We start from the raw sequence: 17,347 nt of genomic DNA, 5'->3' as shown, positions 1-17,347 counted from the left end.
CGGGTCGTAGAGAGGTAGGAACCATGGCGATTCAGGGTGCGCTGCCGGTGGAGTTCGGGACGGTGTTCCCGCACGGTGCCTACGCGCTCGGCGTGGAGCCCATTACCGACTTCGAGACCAAGCGTCCGCAGATGGACAAGGTGTCCGGGCTGCCGCTGTGGGCGGTGGACGTGATCGACGCCGATCCCGAAGCACGGGGCAAGCAGAAGTCGGTGAAGGTGAAGGTGGCCGCCGAGCACTGCCCGACCCTGCCCGACGAGGTGCCCGGCCTGCCATTCCGGCCCGTCGAGTTCGAGCAGATGTCGGTCATGCCCTACGTGGACGACTCCGGGCGGCGTCCCCGCGTCGCGTACTCGCTTCGGGCACGCGGGGTGAAGACGCCGGGCGGCAACGGCGCCGCCTCCCGCAAGGCTCCGGCCGCTGCCGGTGCGGGTGCCTCGGGATCCAAGGACGCGGGCTGATCATCCGCTGAACGCAAGCGGGGCGGCCTGGTGCGCCAACACCTGCGGCCGCCCCTTCAACCCTCCTGCGAGACCTGCGAAATCTCTGGAAGAGGTGTCCCTTCAGTATGTCCGATCCGTCAACGCGGGTCAGCCCGCGCGAGATCACCGAGTTCATGGACGCCCTGCGCGCCCACCGCAACACCGTCTTCAACGACTCTCGTACCGGCCCGGATGCGCCCCTGGTGGCCTGGAAGTCCTCCATCCTCGATCGCATCGCCGACCAGACCGACGACGCCGAAACCCGTGCCGTGGCCGACGAGGCTCGCGCCGAACTGGCCGCACTCCGCGCCGACGAGGAGAGCGGGGGTGGTCGGTGATGCTGGGACGCAAGAGCGCCGGAGCAACGCAGGTGCAACCGACCGCGCCGGTACCGGCGCAGACCATCCGCTTCTCGACTCCGGTGGTCGAGACGCCGGGCATCGTCGTCGTGGCGGGCTTCCTGTGGCGCCTGGTGCGGCTCCTCGTCATGCTGCCGCTCCGCTTCCCCGTGGCCGTCGCAACTGCGGGCGCCTCTGCGCTGCTGGCGTACCTCGTCGGGTGGCTGGGGCTGGCCGTGGCCTGGACGCTCGCCGACGTGGCTCTCCTGGTCTGGTGGCGCCGGTGGCCGGAGTCGTTCAAGGCTCGCCTCGCACGGCGTGCGCTGGCCGCCTGGCGGTGGCTGTGGATCTACCGGCGCCACTGGCAACCCGTCCTGGTGGTCTCCGGCCTGGCCGAGTCCTACCTGGAACGCCAGTACCTTCCGCAGATCCGCGGCGTGACCTGCTCGGCGTGGGCCGATCGGGTGCGGGTGAAGCTGGTGGCCGGCACCGCCCCGGCCGAGTTCGAACAACGGGTGGCCGAGCTGGCGCACGGCTTCGGCGCCCCCTCCTGCCGCGTCGAAGTACGCGGGGCGCGTGACCTCGTCCTGGAGTTCCCTCGGCGGGACATGCTCGCCGAGCAGATCGACGCACTACCGGTCCCGGACTCGCCGCACGGCATCGACCTGGCTGCGCTGCCGGTCGGACGCTGTGAGGACGGGCAACCGTGGCGGCTGCGGCTGCACGGAACCCACGTGCTGACCGTCGGCGTGACCGGGGCCGGTAAAGGCTCAGTGCTGTGGTCGGCCGTCCGCGCCATGACTCCGGCCATTCGCGCGGGGACGGCCGAGGTGTGGGCGATCGATCCCAAGCGGATGGAGCTTTCTTTCGGCCGGGATCTGTTCGCCCGGTACGCCGATGCGGCGGAAGACGCCGTTGACCTCCTCGAAGCGGCGGTTGCGGCGATGCAGGAACGCGCTGAACGCTACGCGGGCCGCAAGCGGGTGCACGTGCCCTCGGTGCGGGATCCATTCGTCGTGGTGGTGCTGGACGAGGTGGCGTTCCTGACCGCCTACCACCCCGACCGCGACATCCGCCGCCGTGCCGAGAACGCCATCGCGACGCTGACCAGTCAGGGCCGCTCGGTGGGCTTCTGCGTCTTGGCGGCGCTGCAGGATCCGCGCAAGGAGGTGCTGAACCTCCGGAACCTGTTCCCGGACAAGATCGCGCTCCGGCTGGACGAGGCGTCACAGGTGGACATGGTCCTCGGGGAAGGCGCCCGTGACCGGGGCGCTGATGCGCACCTGATCAGCCCCGACCTGCCCGGCGTGGCCTTCGTGAAGCTGGAAGGCTCTCCCGTCCCGGTGCGCGTGCGGGCCGCCTTCGTCACCGATGGCGACATCGACTACATGGCCGGTGAACGTGCCGCTGCGGGGGTGATGGGCTGATGCCTACTCCGACCGGTAAGTCCACACGCGCCGAGCGCCAAGCGCAACCGCTCGCCCGTGAGGTGGCCGAGCAGATCGCCGCCGACAAGGGCGTCTGCATCCGGCCCGTGTCCCTGCGGCGGACCGACATCACCACGGGCCGAACCGAGATCGTGGACGTCCCGTGCTCCTCCACGCTGGAATCCCGGTGCCCGTCGTGTGCCAAGCGCAAGCGGTCCATCCGGCGCAGTCAGTGCGAAGAGGGTTGGCACCTCGACGAGGAACCGACTGTCACGCCGAATGACCCGTCCGAGGTACAGCGGGCGTGGGTGGAACGGCGCGCAATGGTGACCGCCGAGCGGGACCGGCTCGCCGACGAGGGCGGGGCGGATGCCGACGAGGTGGCCGCGTTGGATCAGGCCATCGCCGACCTGGACGCCGAGATCGCGGACTCGGGCATGCGGGGCTCGGTCTCGCGCGGCGCCTCGTCGGCAACGTCGCGTCGGGTGCGCTCGACCAAGCGGCGCCCGGACGCGCCGGACCTGCCCAAGCGGCAGATGGCCAAGACCACCGTGGGCCGCGCCTACGAGGATCCGGCCACCGGCAGGACATTCCGGCCCTCGCTGTTCCTCACGCTTACCTGCGACACCTACGGGCGCGTGAAATCGGACGGCACACCTGTGGCCCCCTCCACGTATGACTACCGGCGGGCCGCGCGGGACGCGCTGCACTTCTCCAAGCTCGTCGACCGGTTCGTGCAGAACCTGCGCCGCGTGGCCGGGTTCGACGTGCAGTACTTCGCGACCGTGGAGCCGCAGCGGCGGCTGGCGCCGCACCTGCACATGGCGACGCGGGGCACGATCCCGCGCGCGGAGCTGCGCCAGATCGCGGCGGCCACGTATCACCAGGTGTGGTGGCCCAACGCCGACGAGGCGGTCTATGCGGGCGAGAACCTGCCGGTCTTCGACGAGGCGACCGGGAACTACCTCGACCCTGTGACCGGCGAAGTTTTGCCCACCTGGGAACAGGCGCTCGACGCACTCGACGCCGACCCGGACGCCGAACCCATGCACGTGGTCCGCTTCGGGCCGCAGGTTGACGCCAAGGGCGTGGTGGCCGGCACTGAGGACGCCGACCGGTGCGTCCGGTATTTGGCGAAGTACCTGACCAAGGACATCGCCGAATGCCACGCCGTCGAGACCGACGCCCAACAGCGGCACGTCGAACGGCTCGTGGAAGCCCTGCGGTTCGAACCCTGCTCGCCGCGCTGCGCCAACTGGCTCCGGTACGGCATCCAACCGGACGGCGCCAAAGCGGGCATGGTGCCGGGCTTCTGCCGCAACAAAGCCCATCGGCGCGAACATCTCGGCTACGCCGGACGCCGCGTCCTGGTGTCTCGGAAGTGGTCGGGCAAGACCGTCGCCGACCACAAGGCGGACCGACTGCGGTGGGTCCTCGACGCGCTCGGCGTGGATCCCGACGCCGACCCCGACGAAAGCGCTCCGGCGCTGGATTCCGTGTCTTCCGGCAACCACGCCTGGGAACTGGCGCGCCCCACCGACCCCGACGTCCCGCCCCGAGAACACCGCCTACTCCGGGCCGTCGGCGAAGCGCTCAAACGCCGCGCCCAGCTCGACGCCGCTCGGCAACACCGATCCGACGAACTCTCGGCAACCGCAGAAAGGGCCGCATGATGCGTGCGACCGCTCAGCTCGACCCGTCCGGCGCCGCTCCTGACAAGACCAGCCTTCGCCAACGATCGGCGTCTCAGCTCTGGTCCGTGCACGAGACCGCGGCCTACCTGTGCGTCCCCGAGAAGACTCTGTACCGCTGGCGCTACATGGAGACCGGCCCGCCCTCGCATCGCGTCGGGCGCTACGTGCGCTACGTCCCCGACGAGGTGCACGCCTGGGTCTTGCAACAGCCCTGAACCGTCGGACGGCAGGAAAGGAGCGGCCCCGATGGCTCGGGCCTGGGTCAACGACCTGCAACAGAACAAGAAGTACCGGGATGCGGTGGCCAAAGCCAAGGCGGCGAAGCGCCAAGTCCCCAACCGGTGGATGGTCCGCTACTACGATCCGACCGGCCGCATCCGAAGTGCCGGCACCTTCAAGAAGAAGCCCGAAGCGGAGAAGCGCCGATCCGAGATCGAAAACCAGATCTCCGAGGGCGCGTACCGTGATCCCACGCTCGGCAAGGTGCGCGTGGAAACCGTCGCCGAGTCCTGGTGGAAGTCCAAGACCGACCTTGAAGAGGGATCGCGCAATCTCTACCGCGACCACTTGGACAACTACGTCCTACCGCGCTGGGGCGGCGTCCGCGTCTCGGCAGTGCGCTATCAGGACGTGGCGGACTGGGTGCTCGCGCTCCAGACCGAACCCCGCAAAGGCGGTGACAAGCCGATCAGCGCCGCGACGATCCGGGGCGTTCACCTGGTGCTGCTCTCGGTCCTGGAGTGGGCGGTCAAGAGCGAGTTCATCACCCGCAACCCCGCGCGGGGCGTCCCGCTGCCCAAGCTGCCGCCGCGCGGCCACGTCTACCTGTCGCATGTGGACGTGGAACGGCTCGCTCTGGCGGCAGGCACGCATGGGACGGTCGTCCGCTTCCTCGCCTATACGGGCCTTCGCTGGTCCGAAGCGTCGGCGCTGACCGTGGGGCGGCTGAACCTGGACAACCGGCGGGCGCACATCGATCGTGCCTACAAGGACAACAAGGGGAAGCTGACACTCGGCCAACCGAAGAAGGGGGAAGTCCGGTCGGTGCCGGTACCGGCCTTCCTCGTCGGGGAACTACGGGACCTCGTCGGCGACCGGTCCCCGGATGACCTGCTGTTCACGGCTCCGCGCGGCGGTCCGATCTGGCTCCGGAACTGGCGTCCGCGGGTCTTCAACAGAGCTGTCAAGGACGCGGACCTCGGCGGACGCGGACTCACACCGCACAAGCTCCGGCATACCGCCGCGTCGCTGGCGATCGCCGCCGGTGCGGACGTCTACGTCGTGCAGACGATGCTCGGCCACCGCAAGCCCAGCATCACACTGGACACCTACGGGCACCTGTGGCCGGACCGGCTCGACGAGGTCGCCGACGCTCTCGGCGCCACACGGGCCGAGCATCTGGCTAGGCTCACCGACTCGAAGGCCGCATAAGCGATCTCTGTCAGTGTGCAGAAAATGTGCATCCGCCGCCCGGAGACTCCGGGCGGCGGAGTCGTGCCGCTGCCCTGACCTGCGGGTTCGGACAGAAATAGAGCCGACGAGGGGAATCGAACCCCTAACCTATCGCTTACAAGGCGAGTGCTCTACCGATTGAGCTACGTCGGCTTGTGCGGCCCGCGGCGCTGCGTGGGCGCACATTGGCATGCTACCGGTTTCAGGTCAGTGCCCGGACTTCGTGGTGGCCGATCGGAGGCGGGTGATCTCGTAGAGGGCGACACCGGCGGCCACGGAGGCGTTGAGGGACTCGGCGCCGCCGATCGGGATGCGCGCGACCTGGTCGCAGGTTTCGCGGACCAGGCGGGACAGGCCCTTGCCCTCCGAGCCGGTCACGACGACCAGGGGGTCGCTCGCCACGTTCAGGGAGTCCAACACGGTCTCGCCGTCGCCGTCGAGGCCGGCCACGAAGACGCCGGAGCTCTTGTAGGACTTGAGGCTGCGCGTGAGATTGGTGGCCTGGGCGACGGGGAGGCGGGCCAGCGTGCCCGCCGAGGTCTTCCAGGCGGCGATGCCCACGCCCGCCGCGCGGCGTTCGGGGATCAGCAGGCCGTGCGCGCCGAAGGCCGCCGCGGAGCGGGCCACAGCCCCCAGGTTGTGCGGGTCGGTGACCCCGTCCAGGGCCATGATGAGCGGCGCGACGCCGGCCTCCTCGGCCTGGGACCGCGCGTGTTCGAGCAGGTCCTCGGGATCCCAGTAGCGGTAGGGCCGGGTCAGCAGGACGAGGCCCTGGTGCGCGGCGCCCGGCTGGCCCTGGCTGTCGCAGCGGCGGTCCAGCTCCGAGCGTGAGACCTCGCGGACGTCAAGGCCTGCTTCGCCGGCCAGGCGCGCGGCCTCGGTGATGCGCTCGTCCTGATCCAGGCTGTTGGCCAGGAACAGCCGCTTGGCGGGAAAGCCCGCGCGCAGCGCCTCGATGACCGGATTGCGGCCGACGAGGAGGTCGCTGCCGGGACGGGCGCCGGAGTCGCCGCCCCCGGTGCGGGAGGGAGCCGCGGGAGCGGCCGGCTTCGCCGCGCCCTTGGCCGGCTGCTTGTCGGCGTCCTTGGCGGGCTGCTTGCCGGTGCCCTTGGCAGAGCGGCGCATCTTATCGGCGTACCAATGGCGCTCCGTAGCCGGAAGCGTCCCCTTCTTGCCCTCCAGGGAGCGCTTCCCCTTGCCGCCGGTGCCCTTGGTGGGGCCCTTCTTGCTCTTCTTCGCCGGCATGGCCTGCTGTCCTCACCCTTCGGTTACCGCTGGTGGCGCGCCGCCGGACCCGGTCTCGGGCCCGCGGTCTCGCATGGTGCCTTCGATGCCTGTACCTGCCTTCGCCGAGAGGCGTTCCGCAGCGGCGGATCCGCCCTCACCGGGCCCGGCCCTGCGCCTGCGGACGCGCAGCCGGTTCCCCAGGGCCGACCGCATTACACGGCACCCCTCCATGGTCGCCGATCGTGACGGGTGAACGCGCCATCGGCGGCCCGGCAGCGCGCGTGCGCCGCCGTCCGCGTCGCCCGAGCGGCGGCGCGGATACGGCGTTCCCCGCCGACCCGGCCGACGGCCGTTCAGCCCCTGTCAGCCCCGGCGGAGCTCCCAGCGCGGGCCGCGCGGGGTGTCCTCGACGGCGACGCCGGCGGTGAGCAGCTGGTCGCGGATGGCGTCGGCCGCAGCGTAGTCCTTGCGCTGCCGCGCGGCTTGGCGCTGCTCCAAGGCCACCGCCACCAGGGCGTCGACGACGTCGCGCAGCCCGGAGTCGCCGCCGCTCCCCCAGGTCTCGGAGAGCGGGTCGAGCCCGAGCACGTCCATCATGGCGCGCACCCGGCCGCCGAGCTCGGAGATCCGCTCCTTGGCGCCCTCGGCGATCGCGGTGTTGCCCTCGCGGACCGCGTTGTGCACGACGGCCAGTGCAGGCGAGACGCCGAGGTCGTCGTCCAGCGCCTCGGCGAAGGCGTCGGGGACCTCCGAGGGCCGCTCGATCGTGCCCGCGACCTCGCTCGCGCGGGTCAGGAAGCCCTCGATCCGCTGGTAGGCGGCCGCGGCCTCGTACAGCGCCTCGTCGGAGTAGTCGATGACCGACCGGTAGTGCGCCTGGGCGAGGAAGTAGCGGAGCTCGACCGGGCGCACCTTGCGGATCATGTACGGGATGAGCAGGGAGTTGCCCAGCGACTTGCTCATCTTCTCGCCGCTCATGTGCAGGAGCCCGTTGTGCATCCAGTACTGGGCGAAGCCGTCGCCGGCGGCCTTGGACTGGGCGACCTCGTTCTCGTGGTGGGGGAACACGAGGTCGAGCCCGCCCCCGTGCACGTCGAAGGAACCGCCCAGGTACTTGGTCGACATGGCCGAGCACTCCAGGTGCCATCCCGGGCGGCCGCGGCCCCACGGGGTCTCCCAGCTGGGCTCGCCCGGCCGGGCGCCCTTCCACAGCGCGAAGTCGCGGGGGTCGCGCTTGCCGCGGTCGTCGTCGGTGTCGCAGGCGCCCCGCATCTGCTCGATCCGCTGGTTGGAAAGCGCGCCGTAGCCGGAGTAAGAGCGGACGTCGAAGTAGACGTCGCCCGAGCCGTCGTCGGCCGGGTAGGCGTGGCCGCGGTCGATGAGCCGGCGCATCAGCTCGATCATCTCGGGCACATGCCCTGTGGCGCGCGGCTCGACCGTGGGGGGAAGGCAGCCGAGGATGTCGTAGGCGGAGGTGAACGCGCGCTGGTTGCGCTCGGCGACCTCCCACCACTCGACGCCCTCGTCGGCGGCGACGTTGATGATCTTGTCGTCGATGTCGGTGACGTTGCGGCACAGGACGACCCGGTAGCCCCGGTACTCCAGCCACCGGCGGAGGATGTCGAAGTTCACACCCGACCGGATGTGCCCGATGTGCGGCGGCGCCTGCACCGTGGCACCACACAGGTACAGCGACGCACGCCCCTCGCGCAGCGGGGTGAAATCGCGGACCTGGCGGGCACTGGTGTCGTAGAAGCGCAGACTCACACCGCCCAGGGTAGCGGCTCGCGGGTCGATCACGGGCGTTCTGTCCACAGCCCACCTGTCCCCGCATCGTCCGCGGCGCCGTGGACACCCGCGTACCCGGCGGGTTCCCGTGCCGCGTCGGTGCGCCTCGGCGTCGATCCGACCGTCCACCGCCGTCGGCGACTCCGCCCTCCGCCGCCTTCGCTGCAGCCCCTACGGTCCGATCCCCTCCGGAGCACTGCGCACCCCAATAGTGGAGGGCGGATAAGGGACGAAAACGGTTGTCCGCAATTCGGCGACCGTTCGGCGAGCCCATCCCGGGATTCGCATCCGCATCCGAGTGCACGCCGACGATCCGCCGCCGCTGCCCGCCTCGCGGCCGACGGACCGTGGGAAGGTCGCGTTCCCCGCAGGAGCCGGGCGGCCGGTTTCGGGCGGTACCTCGTGTTCGCCGCGTCCGCTGGGCTACGCTTCTGCGCACGATGGCCGTTAAAACTCCCTCCGAAGCCGCAGGTGCGCACACCCCCGCTGATGAGCCGCGCTCGTCCGTCGCCGCGATCCTGTTCACCGCGCTCGGCGTGCTGGTGATCGCGGCGTGCGCGGTCCTGCTCTCCTACAACGGCATCTACCAGATCGCCGTGCAGGGCAACGTGGGTCCGCAGTACTCCCATCTCTATCCCGCCGTCTTCACCCTGCTGGTGCTCATGGCGCTGTGGACGAGCTACGCGCTGCGCACGGCCCCCCGCACACGGCGGCTGTGGGCGGACGGCCTCATCCTCCTGCTGGTCGCCGTGGCCGCGGGGGCGAGCGCGCTGGAGGCGAGCGGCTTCGTGCTGGTGCCCGCGGTCGCGACGGTGGCGGCGGCCGTCGCCCCGTGGCTGGCGCTGCTGGTGGCCTTCCGGCTCTTCCTTTCCGTGGTCATGCACCTGCGCGGCGAGGTTCCCGGCACCGCGCCCCGCCGACCGCGCGCCACGGGCGCGGCTCAGCCCGCGGCCGGTCCCCGCAGCGAGGACCTCCCGGCCGAGGGGCTCCAGGAGGAGGAGACCCGGCCACTCGACGATCTGCTCGGAGCCGAGCCCGCTCGCGAGGCCGCAGCCGAGGACTCGGACCGCCCTGCGGAGCGGACCGACGGCAAGCCGCCCCGCCCGCGTGATCCCGAGCCGACGGACTTCCGCGATCCGGGCCTGCGCCCGCCGCGCCCGGCTCCCACGGAGCGCCCGAGCCGCCCCGAGCGCCCCAGCAGCCTGGAACCGCCCGAGTCCGCAGAGGAGCCGGAGCCGGCCCGCAAGCGCCGGGGCCTCCTTGGCCGACGTTCCAACGCCGGCAAGCAGCGGACGCCCCGCGGCGAGGCGCCGGCCGCCGAGGCGGCCGAGGAGGCGGAGCAGACGGCCGCCGAGGACGCCTCCCACGCCGACTCCGCGGCCGAGACCGCCCCGCTGTGGCCCAACGCCGCCGCGGAGCCCGAGGCCGCCGAACCCGGCACCCGACCCACGCAGTCGGCCGTTTCCGCATCCGAAGAGCAGGCCGATGACGACTTCCCGTTCGACGAACGGCAGGACGCCGAAGACGGGCACCACGGCCTGCGCCCCGAGCCGTCGCCGGACACGGCCGACGAGGGGCCCGAAGCCGGCGGGCCGGATCCGGCCGCGGCCGACGGCGCCTCTTCCTACGCGGACACGGCCGCCAAGACCCGGGCGGCCGCCGAACCGGCCCCGGAGCCCAGCGACGCGGACGCCGACGACACGGCCGCGGACGCCGGTGCGGCGGCGAGCGGAGCGCGCGCTGGCGAGGATTCGCCCGTGCTGCCCAAGCGCACTCCCGGCGCAGCCGAGAATCCCATAAAGCGCGCCGCCGACAGCCAGCCCGCGCCCGAGTCCGCCGACGCCGAGCCCGGCGTTGACGGGCAGGCCGCCGCGCCCCAGGCGCAGCCCGCCGAGGAGGCCGACGGGTTCGTGCACGACCTTCCGCTCGGTGACCCGACGAACGACGAGGCGGAACCCGGCGCCGCAGCCCTCGACCCTGCCGCCGACGCCTCCGCCCCCGAGGAGGGCGGCGCGCCCGAGGACGGAGCCGCGGGCATCGACGCCTACGGTCCTCCCGGCGGAGAGGCCTACCCTGCCGCGCCCCCGATCGAGAAGCGCCCGATGGTGCTCAAACCGCGCCGCGGCCCGCAGAGCGGACCGTCGTCGCCGTTCCCGGAGGACCCCCCGTCCAACCGGGTGCGCAGCCAGCCCAGACCTCCTGAGGAGTAGGCGACCGCCGGGCGACGGTGGCCCGCGGAGTGGCGCCACCGCCCGAGCGGAATGCGTGCGTGAGAATTCGCCTGGACGGCTCGCATTCGGACGCATGAAAGCGCGGCGAGCGGGTATAAATCATTTTCGCTCTGCTATGGGCGTGCGGGCCCGTCTGTGCGCTACCGCGGATTGCGACCGCGCCCGTCCGCGCCTCCGGCGATACGCGAATGCCCTCCCGCGCCCGTCGCGGAGAGAGCAATGCAGACGCCGCCGAGACCGCCTCAGTCCTGCTCGGGCATGCACAGTGCGGTGGCGATCGCCGCGACGCCCTCGCCCCTGCCGGTCAGGCCCAGGCCGTCGGTGGTGGTCGCCGACACCGTGACCGGGGCGCCGGCCGCCGCCGACAGGACCCGCTCGGCCTCCGCACGGCGCGGAGCGAATTTCGGTCGGTTGCCGACGATCTGGACCGCGACGTTGCCGACCGCGAAGCCTGCCGCACGCACCCGCGCCGCGGACTCGGTGAGCAACTCGGCCCCCGAAGCCCCCTTCCACCGCGGGTCGTCGGTGCCGAACTGACTGCCCAGGTCACCCAGCCCGCACGCCGAGAACAGCGCGTCGCAGGCGGCGTGTGCGGCGACGTCGCCGTCGGAATGGCCACTGACTCCCGTTTCGTCCGGCCATTCCAAACCGGCGAGAAAGAGAGTTCTTCCGGACATAAAAGGGTGGACGTCGGTACCGACGCCCACCCTCGGAATTCTTTGCATAAATAAAGTGATCAGCCTTGGCTGGCGTCAGTCCGTGAGGACTTCGTCGAGAAGTGCCTCGGCTTTGTCCTCATTGGTCTTCTCCGCGAGCGCGAGTTCGCTCACGAGAATCTGACGCGCCTTGGCGAGCATCCGCTTCTCTCCGGCGGAGAGACCGCGCTCCTTGTCGCGCCGCCACAGGTCGCGCACGACCTCGGCGACCTTGTTGACGTCACCGGACGCGAGCTTCTCCAGGTTCGCCTTGTAGCGCCGCGACCAGTTCGTGGGCTCCTCGGTGTGCGGTGCGCGCAGGACCTCGAAGACCCGGTCCAGGCCGTCCTGCCCGACCACGTCACGTACTCCGACGTCTTGGGCGTTCTCCGCCGGTACGCGTACTGTGAGATCACCCTTGTCCACCCGGAGAACGAGGTAGGTCCTATCCTCGCCCTTAATGGTGCGAGACTCGATCGCCTCGATACGAGCAGCCCCATGATGGGGGTAGACAACGGTGTCGCCGACCTTGAAAGTCATGTGACAAGTACCCCTTCCGCTACCACCAGGATACCACGAATCTGTGACTTAACGTACCTATTCGGTTTACGTACGCGCAGGTCAGTGCCGCATTCGGGGTCTTGACAAAGCCCACGCCAGGTGCTTCCGGTCAGCCGGAATGAGTGCCTGACGGGAGCCGGAGCGGCGGCCGCCCGCTGCCCGCGCGCAGCCTGCCGGTCGGCACTCAGAAGATGCCCGAAGGAGCCTTCCCTGACTCCATGGTCTCACTTCGGTCACGGCACCGTGCAACGGGCGGACGAAGGCACGATGTCCCCGGTGTGGCCGGGTCGGCGACTGCGGGCCGGCCTCGCCGGCGATCGACCCGGCCCGCAGCGTCCGGTGGGGCGACGGGGCGGCGAGCCCGCCGGAGCCGCCTACGACTCCGGGTCGGATTCGCTCGTCCGCTCCCCGGTGACCATGTAGATCAGATTGTCGGCGACGTGCACGGCGTGGTCGCCGAACCGCTCGTAGAACCGCCCGGCCAGGGTGACGTCCATCGTGGCCTCGACGCCGTGCTGCCAGTTGGGGTCGAGGATGCGGGTGAGCAGTCGGCGGCGGAGCTTGTCCATGCGGTCGTCGTCGGAGTCCAGTTCCCTGGCGGTCTCGGCGTCGCGCTGGTTGACGACCTCGCCGGCCTTGATCACCAGCAGCTCCGCCTGATGGCCCATCTCCAGCACCGTGGAACGCAGCTCGGCGGGAATCGCGGAGTCGGGGTGGCGGCGGCGGGCGATCTTGGCGATGTGCACCGCGTGGTCGCCCATGCGTTCCAGATCACCGGCCATGTGCAATGACGTGATGATGATGCGCAGGTCACGTGCCACCGGCTGCTGCCGGGCCATCAGATCGAACGCCGTGGCCTCGATCTCCTCGTCGAGCCGGTTGAGCTCCTCGTCGCCGGAGATGACCTCCTGTGCCGCGTTCAGGTCGGCGTCGAGCAGGGCTGTGGTCGCACGGGCGACCGCGTGGCGGGCAAGCCGCGTCATCTCGACGAGGCGCTCGCTGAGGGAGTCAAGCTCCTCATGATACGTATCGCGCATGTTCTCATCGTCCCAGTTCGTAGCTGAATCAACGCGGAATCGTCGGTGAATAGTCGCAGAACCTCGGTGGTAACCCGTGGTCAGCAGGGTACGGCAGCGCGTCTGCGGCTTACGATCGAAATGTGCAAGGAGAACTGCTGGCCGCCATCGCGGGACTCGTCGGCCTCGTGACAGGCGTCGCGGCAGGCCTGGCGTTTCGCATCAGCGAGTCAGGCGGGCCGCGTGCCCAGGAGCCGCCGCGCCAGACGGAGCTGCCGTCCGGTATCGCCGAGGTCCTCGCGGCGCTGCCGTCCTCGGCGGTCGTCCTGGACCCCGCCGACCGGGTGCTGCGCGCCAGCTCGGCCGCGCGCGCCTACGGGATCGTGGGCGGCGAGGAGCTGGTCATCGGCGACCTGCTCGCCCTGGCGCGGCAGGTGCGCCGCGACGGCGTCATCCGCGAGACCGAGATCGAGGTGGCCGTGCGCAAGTTCGGCCCCGACTCCACCTCCTTCGCCGTGCGCGTGGCGCCCCTGGGCGGTACGGGGCTGGTACTCGTGCTGGCCGAGGACCAGACCGAGCGGCGCCGCGTGGAGGCGGTCCGCCGCGACTTCGTGGCCAACATCAGCCACGAGCTGAAGACACCCGTCGGCGCGCTGTCGCTGCTCGCCGAGACCATCGCCGACGCCAGCGACGACCCCGACGCGGTGCGCCGTTTCACGGGGCGTATGCAGCAGGAGGCGTCCCGGCTCAACAGCGTGGTCCAGGACCTGATCACCCTCTCGCGCATCCAGGGCGCCGAACCGATGGCCGATCCCGGTCGCGTACCGGTCGAGGTCGTCGTCGAGGAGGCGATGGACACCGTGCGTACCGCGGCCGAGACCAAGGAGATCGAGCTCGTCGCCAGCGGTACCGAGGGCGCCGTCGCGCTCGGCGACGAGGGCCTGCTGGCCACCGCGATGCGCAACCTGGTCGCCAACGCCGTCGCCTACAGTCCCGAGCGGACCCGGGTGTCCATCTCGGTGGAGTCCGCCGACGAGATGGTGGAGATCAGCGTCGCCGACCAGGGAATCGGCATCCCCGCCCAGGACCTGGAACGCATCTTCGAGCGCTTCTACCGTGTCGACGCCGCTCGCAGCCGGGCCACCGGCGGCACCGGGCTGGGCTTGGCGATCGTCAAGCACATCATGACCCACCACCGCGGTGAAGTCACCGTGTGGAGCAAGGAAGGCTCGGGTTCGACGTTCACGCTGCGTCTGCCCAACGCCCAGACCCGGGAGCGTCCCCGCCCCGGCGACACACCAAATCAGGAGGCAGCACAGTGACGCGTGTACTCGTCGTTGAGGACGAGGAATCCTACAGCGATGCCCTCTCGTACATGCTGCGCAAGGAAGGATTCGAGGTTGCGGTCGCGCAGACCGGAACGGTGGCGTTGGAGGCTTTCGACCGGTCCGGGGCCGACCTGGTACTGCTCGATCTGATGCTGCCCGGCCTGCCGGGCACCGAGGTGTGCCGGACGCTGCGGCAGAAGTCGAACGTCCCCGTGATCATGCTGACGGCCAAAGACAGCGAGATCGACAAGGTGGTGGGGCTGGAGCTGGGCGCCGACGACTACGTGACCAAGCCGTTCTCCTCCCGGGAGCTGGTCGCCCGGATCCGCGCCGTCCTGCGGCGGCGCGGCGAGGACGAGGCCATGCTCCCCACGGCTCTGGAGGCCGGTCCGGTGCGCATGGACGTGGAGCGGCACGTGGTGACGGTGCGCGGCGAGAGCATCCAGCTCCCCCTCAAGGAGTTCGAGCTGCTGGAGGTGCTGCTGCGCAACGCCGGCCGGGTGCTGACGCGGATGCAGCTGATCGACCGTGTCTGGGGGGCCGATTACGTGGGCGACACCAAGACCCTGGATGTGCACGTCAAGCGGTTGCGGGCGAAGGTCGAGCACGATCCGGGCAACCCGGATTTCATCCTGACGGTGCGCGGACTGGGCTACAAGTTCGAGCCGGGCACCGAGGAGTAGACGGGCCGGGAGCGCAGCGGCGCGGCCCGGCAGGGCCGGTCACACCTCGACGATGACGGTGAACGGCCCCTCGTTGGTCAGCGAGACCGACATCTGCGCGCCGAACACCCCGGTCGCCACATGGGCGCCGAGGTCGCGCAGCTCCGAGACGACGGCGTCGACCAGAGGCTCGGCCACGGCGCCCGGGGCCGCCGCCTGCCAGGTCGGCCGGCGGCCCTTGCGCGCGTCGCCGTAGAGGGTGAACTGGCTGACGACCAGCAGCGGCGCCCCGAGGTCGGAGCACGAGGCCTCGCCGTCGAGGATGCGCAGGCCCCACATCTTGGCGGCCAGCTTCGCGGCCTCGGCGGCGGTGTCGGTGTGGGTGACGCCCACCAGGGCGAGCAGCCCGGGTCCGCTGATCTCGCCGGCGACCTCGCCGTCGACGCTCACCGAGGCGTGCGCGACCCGTTGCAGGACCGCCCGCATGGCCTTCCTCCTCGCTGTCGGTTCGGGTGTGCCGTGTACTCGGAATCCGTGCTCAGCGCAGCGTTCGGAACTGCCGCGTGTTGGAGATCACTCCGGTCAGCGTCAGAACGAAGGAGCGGATGGAGTCGGCGAAGTCCTGCATCCGCCAGTCGTCGGGGCCGCTGTACCAGGGCAGTCCGTCTGCGGCGCACTCGCTGCTCGCCGATGCCAGGATGGCGGCCCAGCGGTCGACGTTGTCGAAGATGACCGCGTAGGGCAGGTAGCGGGAGAACACCGTAACCCGGTTCTCCGGCGGCACGTCCTCCGCGCCGGCGTTGAGCAGGTAGCGGCGGAAGCCCAGGGTGTGCGCGAAGACCACGCTGCCCTGACGGGTCTTGGCGGGCATGTACTGGGCGCCCACGGTCACCGCGGCGCCGGCGATGACCACGGCCAGGGCGGTGAAGGCCCACTGGGTCATGACGGCCAGCACCACGGTCAGGGCCACGCCCAGCACGGTGATGCCGATGCCGGCGGTGGTCCAGCGGTTGCGTTCGACGTTGGGCCTGTTGGCGAACCACTTCAACCGCACCATGTCGCGGTAGAGCTCCTCGCGGACTTCGGCGAGCCGGTCCGGGAACCCGCTGCGCCCCAGTTCGGAGAGCTTGACCTGGGGGGCGTCCTGGAAGAGGGCGTCCAGCAGCAGCCGCTCGTAACCGAGCAGGTCGTCGTCGAGGGGGCCGGCGGCCTGGTCCAGCCGCCAGTCGGTCGCCGAGTAGTGGGCGTGCGGCAGCTCGCGGATGGTCAGGTGGCCGCGCACGGCCAGGTCGAGCACCGTGGCCGTGATGTCGACGACATCGGCCTGCTCGTCGATGAGCGTGCCGATCTGGCCGGGGTGCACGTCGTCGGGGGGCCTGAAGCGGACGCCGCCCGCATCGCCGCCCGCGCCGGAGGAGTCCACGGGCGCGCTGTCGCCCGCAGCGGCCTCGGTGCGGATCGTGCGCTCGTCGCGCCCGCGGATCCGGATGAGGGCGATCAGCACGCCCATCGGAACGAGCAGCAGCAGTCCGAAGACCGTCCCGGTGGCCGGGGTGATGGCGAAGGCCGACTGCAGCGACCAGTCGCGCTCGATGATCGCTTCGCCGCCGATGGCGTCGGCGGGGTAGCTCACGACGACGTGCAGCCTCTCCTGCGGCCCCATGTCCGTCTGCAGGAAGCGTGCCAGCACCGCCTCGTGCCCGCCCATGTCGGAGGAGGTGCAGTAGATGGAGCTGCGCGCCCGGCCCGCCGTGCACGACAGGGCCACCGGCGGCACCGCCGCATCGACGACGACGGTCGTCTCGGCCACGGTCCGGCTGTAGCCGCCCACGGCGGTCCACTCCAGTTCGGTGCCGCCGCCCACGGGGTCCACAGCGCCGCGGACGGTGTAGCGCAGCACGGCCTCCGAGCGTCCGGCGGTGTCCATCCGCACGTTCAGCGTGCCGCCGTCCTGGTCGGTGGAGACGGGGATCTCGCGCCCGCTTCCGTCGACAGCCGAGATCCCGTCGACCTTGTAGATCCGGCTGCGTTCGGCGTCATAGGGTTCGCGAATCGAAAAGGTCCGCACGAACTCCTCGGGCGGTTCCTTGCCGAACGCGACGGACTCCTCGGCATGCAGCACTCCGTTCTCGTCCAGGTCGAGCCGGATGTCGTTGGTGGTCCGGTGCCGGCCGTCGTCGGGCAGCGAGGCGGGCAGCGAGGCGTCGGCGGAAGGTGTCGCGCCGCCCTGCGCCCAGGCGGCGGGAGCGCACAGCGCGAGCAGAGCGGCCGCGACCCCGGCCACCGCTCGTGCGATTCCAACCCGCCACATGAGGTGAGAGCCTATCGTTCGGTTTCGTCCTGAAGGTAAGACCGGTGGCGCACACGCGAGCGCAGCGGAGCGGTGCTCTCCGCCTCTCCGGCGGGCGACGGCGGGCGGTGCTGAGAAGCACGCGGCGCGCAGCGC

General features: G+C 70.8%; 16 protein-coding genes and 1 tRNA gene. 9 read left to right on the top strand and 8 right to left on the bottom strand.

All coding sequences use genetic code 11. From position 1 onward, the window contains the following. The first annotated feature begins 23 nt into the window (after positions 1-23). The 6 genes from LP52_RS23735 (at position 24) to LP52_RS23710 (ending at position 5,372) form a co-directional block, all read left to right on the top strand. Positions 24-461 carry a hypothetical protein gene (locus LP52_RS23735; protein ID WP_040276624.1) on the top strand — a complete coding sequence of 146 codons (438 nt, stop codon included), beginning with the start codon at positions 24-26 and terminating at the stop codon, positions 459-461. Positions 462-568: 107 nt separating this feature from the next. Continuing rightward, the gene (locus LP52_RS23730) at positions 569-820 is read left to right on the top strand and encodes a hypothetical protein (RefSeq protein ID WP_052810210.1); all 252 of its coding nucleotides are present in this window, start codon (positions 569-571) and stop codon (positions 818-820) included. Next, positions 820-2,247 (top strand): FtsK/SpoIIIE domain-containing protein, encoded by a 1,428-nt coding sequence (locus LP52_RS23725; RefSeq protein WP_040276623.1) that lies wholly within the window; start codon positions 820-822, stop codon positions 2,245-2,247. The genes LP52_RS23730 and LP52_RS23725 overlap by 1 nt, the downstream gene beginning before the upstream one ends. After that, a complete protein-coding gene (locus tag LP52_RS23720) occupies positions 2,247-3,920 on the top strand; it encodes a replication initiator (protein ID WP_040276622.1) in 1,674 nt (557 codons plus the stop codon). The genes LP52_RS23725 and LP52_RS23720 overlap by 1 nt, the downstream gene beginning before the upstream one ends. Further along, positions 3,917-4,156, top strand: coding sequence for a helix-turn-helix transcriptional regulator (locus tag LP52_RS29035; protein WP_394298225.1), 240 nt, complete (start codon positions 3,917-3,919; stop codon positions 4,154-4,156). Before LP52_RS23720 ends, LP52_RS29035 begins: the two co-directional genes overlap by 4 nt. A 31-nt stretch (positions 4,157-4,187) precedes the next feature. After that, positions 4,188-5,372, top strand: a complete 1,185-nt coding sequence (locus tag LP52_RS23710; RefSeq protein WP_052810209.1) for a site-specific integrase — start codon at positions 4,188-4,190, stop codon at positions 5,370-5,372. Positions 5,373-5,473: 101 nt separating this feature from the next. Here LP52_RS23710 and LP52_RS23705 read toward each other — a convergent pair. The 3 genes from LP52_RS23705 to cysS form a co-directional block, all read right to left on the bottom strand. Beyond that, positions 5,474-5,546, bottom strand: a tRNA-Thr gene (locus tag LP52_RS23705). Between the two features lie 54 nt (positions 5,547-5,600). Continuing rightward, positions 5,601-6,638: a 23S rRNA (guanosine(2251)-2'-O)-methyltransferase RlmB gene (rlmB, locus tag LP52_RS23700; RefSeq protein ID WP_040276621.1), complete on the bottom strand. Its 1,038-nt coding sequence runs from the start codon at positions 6,636-6,638 to the stop codon at positions 5,601-5,603. Between the two features lie 345 nt (positions 6,639-6,983). Continuing rightward, complete coding sequence (gene cysS, locus LP52_RS23695) at positions 6,984-8,387, bottom strand: cysteine--tRNA ligase (RefSeq protein ID WP_040276637.1); 1,404 nt, start codon at positions 8,385-8,387, stop codon at positions 6,984-6,986. A 461-nt stretch (positions 8,388-8,848) separates the two neighbouring features. On the opposite strand from cysS, the gene LP52_RS23690 reads away from it, so the two are divergent. Next, positions 8,849-10,618, top strand: coding sequence for a DUF2637 domain-containing protein (locus LP52_RS23690; RefSeq protein ID WP_040276620.1), 1,770 nt, complete (start codon positions 8,849-8,851; stop codon positions 10,616-10,618). Positions 10,619-10,881: 263 nt separating this feature from the next. Here LP52_RS23690 and ispF read toward each other — a convergent pair whose 3' ends face one another. From ispF to phoU, 3 genes are all read right to left on the bottom strand, one after another. Further along, positions 10,882-11,364, bottom strand: a complete 483-nt coding sequence (gene ispF, locus LP52_RS23685) for a 2-C-methyl-D-erythritol 2,4-cyclodiphosphate synthase (RefSeq protein WP_193790036.1) — start codon at positions 11,362-11,364, stop codon at positions 10,882-10,884. Positions 11,365-11,391: 27 nt separating this feature from the next. After that, positions 11,392-11,874, bottom strand: coding sequence for a CarD family transcriptional regulator (locus LP52_RS23680; RefSeq protein WP_040276618.1), 483 nt, complete (start codon positions 11,872-11,874; stop codon positions 11,392-11,394). 395 nt (positions 11,875-12,269) lie between these two features. Then, complete coding sequence (gene phoU, locus LP52_RS23675) at positions 12,270-12,932, bottom strand: phosphate signaling complex protein PhoU (RefSeq protein WP_040276617.1); 663 nt, start codon at positions 12,930-12,932, stop codon at positions 12,270-12,272. A 122-nt stretch (positions 12,933-13,054) separates the two neighbouring features. On the opposite strand from phoU, the gene LP52_RS23670 reads away from it, so the two are divergent. Further along, positions 13,055-14,233 carry a sensor histidine kinase gene (locus LP52_RS23670; protein WP_040276616.1) on the top strand — a complete coding sequence of 393 codons (1,179 nt, stop codon included), beginning with the start codon at positions 13,055-13,057 and terminating at the stop codon, positions 14,231-14,233. Then, positions 14,230-14,922: a response regulator transcription factor gene (locus LP52_RS23665; RefSeq protein WP_040276615.1), complete on the top strand. Its 693-nt coding sequence runs from the start codon at positions 14,230-14,232 to the stop codon at positions 14,920-14,922. The genes LP52_RS23670 and LP52_RS23665 overlap by 4 nt, the downstream gene beginning before the upstream one ends. Before the next feature lie 39 nt (positions 14,923-14,961). Here LP52_RS23665 and dtd read toward each other — a convergent pair whose 3' ends face one another. Continuing rightward, positions 14,962-15,387: a D-aminoacyl-tRNA deacylase gene (dtd, locus tag LP52_RS23660; RefSeq protein ID WP_040276614.1), complete on the bottom strand. Its 426-nt coding sequence runs from the start codon at positions 15,385-15,387 to the stop codon at positions 14,962-14,964. A 52-nt stretch (positions 15,388-15,439) separates the two neighbouring features. Next, a complete protein-coding gene (locus tag LP52_RS23655) occupies positions 15,440-17,212 on the bottom strand; it encodes a DUF2207 domain-containing protein (protein WP_040276613.1) in 1,773 nt (590 codons plus the stop codon). Positions 17,213-17,347: the final 135 nt, after the last annotated feature.

Origin of the sequence: Streptomonospora alba, from assembly GCF_000826685.1 — a bacterium.
In the GTDB taxonomy this organism is placed as follows: Bacteria; Actinomycetota; Actinomycetes; order Streptosporangiales; family Streptosporangiaceae; genus Streptomonospora; species Streptomonospora alba.
This window is presented reverse-complemented; position numbering and strand designations above follow the sequence as displayed.

Excerpts from the sequence above, each read along its gene's own strand:
- LP52_RS23680 (WP_040276618.1), bottom strand. The coding sequence starts at position 11,874 with ATGACTTTCAAGGTCGGCGACACCGTTGTCTACCCCCATCATGGGGCT.
- dtd (WP_040276614.1), bottom strand. The coding sequence starts at position 15,387 with ATGCGGGCGGTCCTGCAACGGGTCGCGCACGCCTCGGTGAGCGTCGAC.
- LP52_RS23735 (WP_040276624.1), top strand. The coding sequence starts at position 24 with ATGGCGATTCAGGGTGCGCTGCCGGTGGAGTTCGGGACGGTGTTCCCG.
- LP52_RS23725 (WP_040276623.1), top strand. The coding sequence starts at position 820 with ATGCTGGGACGCAAGAGCGCCGGAGCAACGCAGGTGCAACCGACCGCG.
- phoU (WP_040276617.1), bottom strand. The coding sequence starts at position 12,932 with ATGCGCGATACGTATCATGAGGAGCTTGACTCCCTCAGCGAGCGCCTC.
- LP52_RS23655 (WP_040276613.1), bottom strand. The coding sequence starts at position 17,212 with ATGTGGCGGGTTGGAATCGCACGAGCGGTGGCCGGGGTCGCGGCCGCT.
- rlmB (WP_040276621.1), bottom strand. The coding sequence starts at position 6,638 with ATGCCGGCGAAGAAGAGCAAGAAGGGCCCCACCAAGGGCACCGGCGGC.
- LP52_RS23720 (WP_040276622.1), top strand. The coding sequence starts at position 2,247 with ATGCCTACTCCGACCGGTAAGTCCACACGCGCCGAGCGCCAAGCGCAA.
- LP52_RS23690 (WP_040276620.1), top strand. The coding sequence starts at position 8,849 with ATGGCCGTTAAAACTCCCTCCGAAGCCGCAGGTGCGCACACCCCCGCT.
- LP52_RS23730 (WP_052810210.1), top strand. The coding sequence starts at position 569 with ATGTCCGATCCGTCAACGCGGGTCAGCCCGCGCGAGATCACCGAGTTC.
- LP52_RS29035 (WP_394298225.1), top strand. The coding sequence starts at position 3,917 with ATGATGCGTGCGACCGCTCAGCTCGACCCGTCCGGCGCCGCTCCTGAC.
- LP52_RS23710 (WP_052810209.1), top strand. The coding sequence starts at position 4,188 with ATGGCTCGGGCCTGGGTCAACGACCTGCAACAGAACAAGAAGTACCGG.
- ispF (WP_193790036.1), bottom strand. The coding sequence starts at position 11,364 with ATGCAAAGAATTCCGAGGGTGGGCGTCGGTACCGACGTCCACCCTTTT.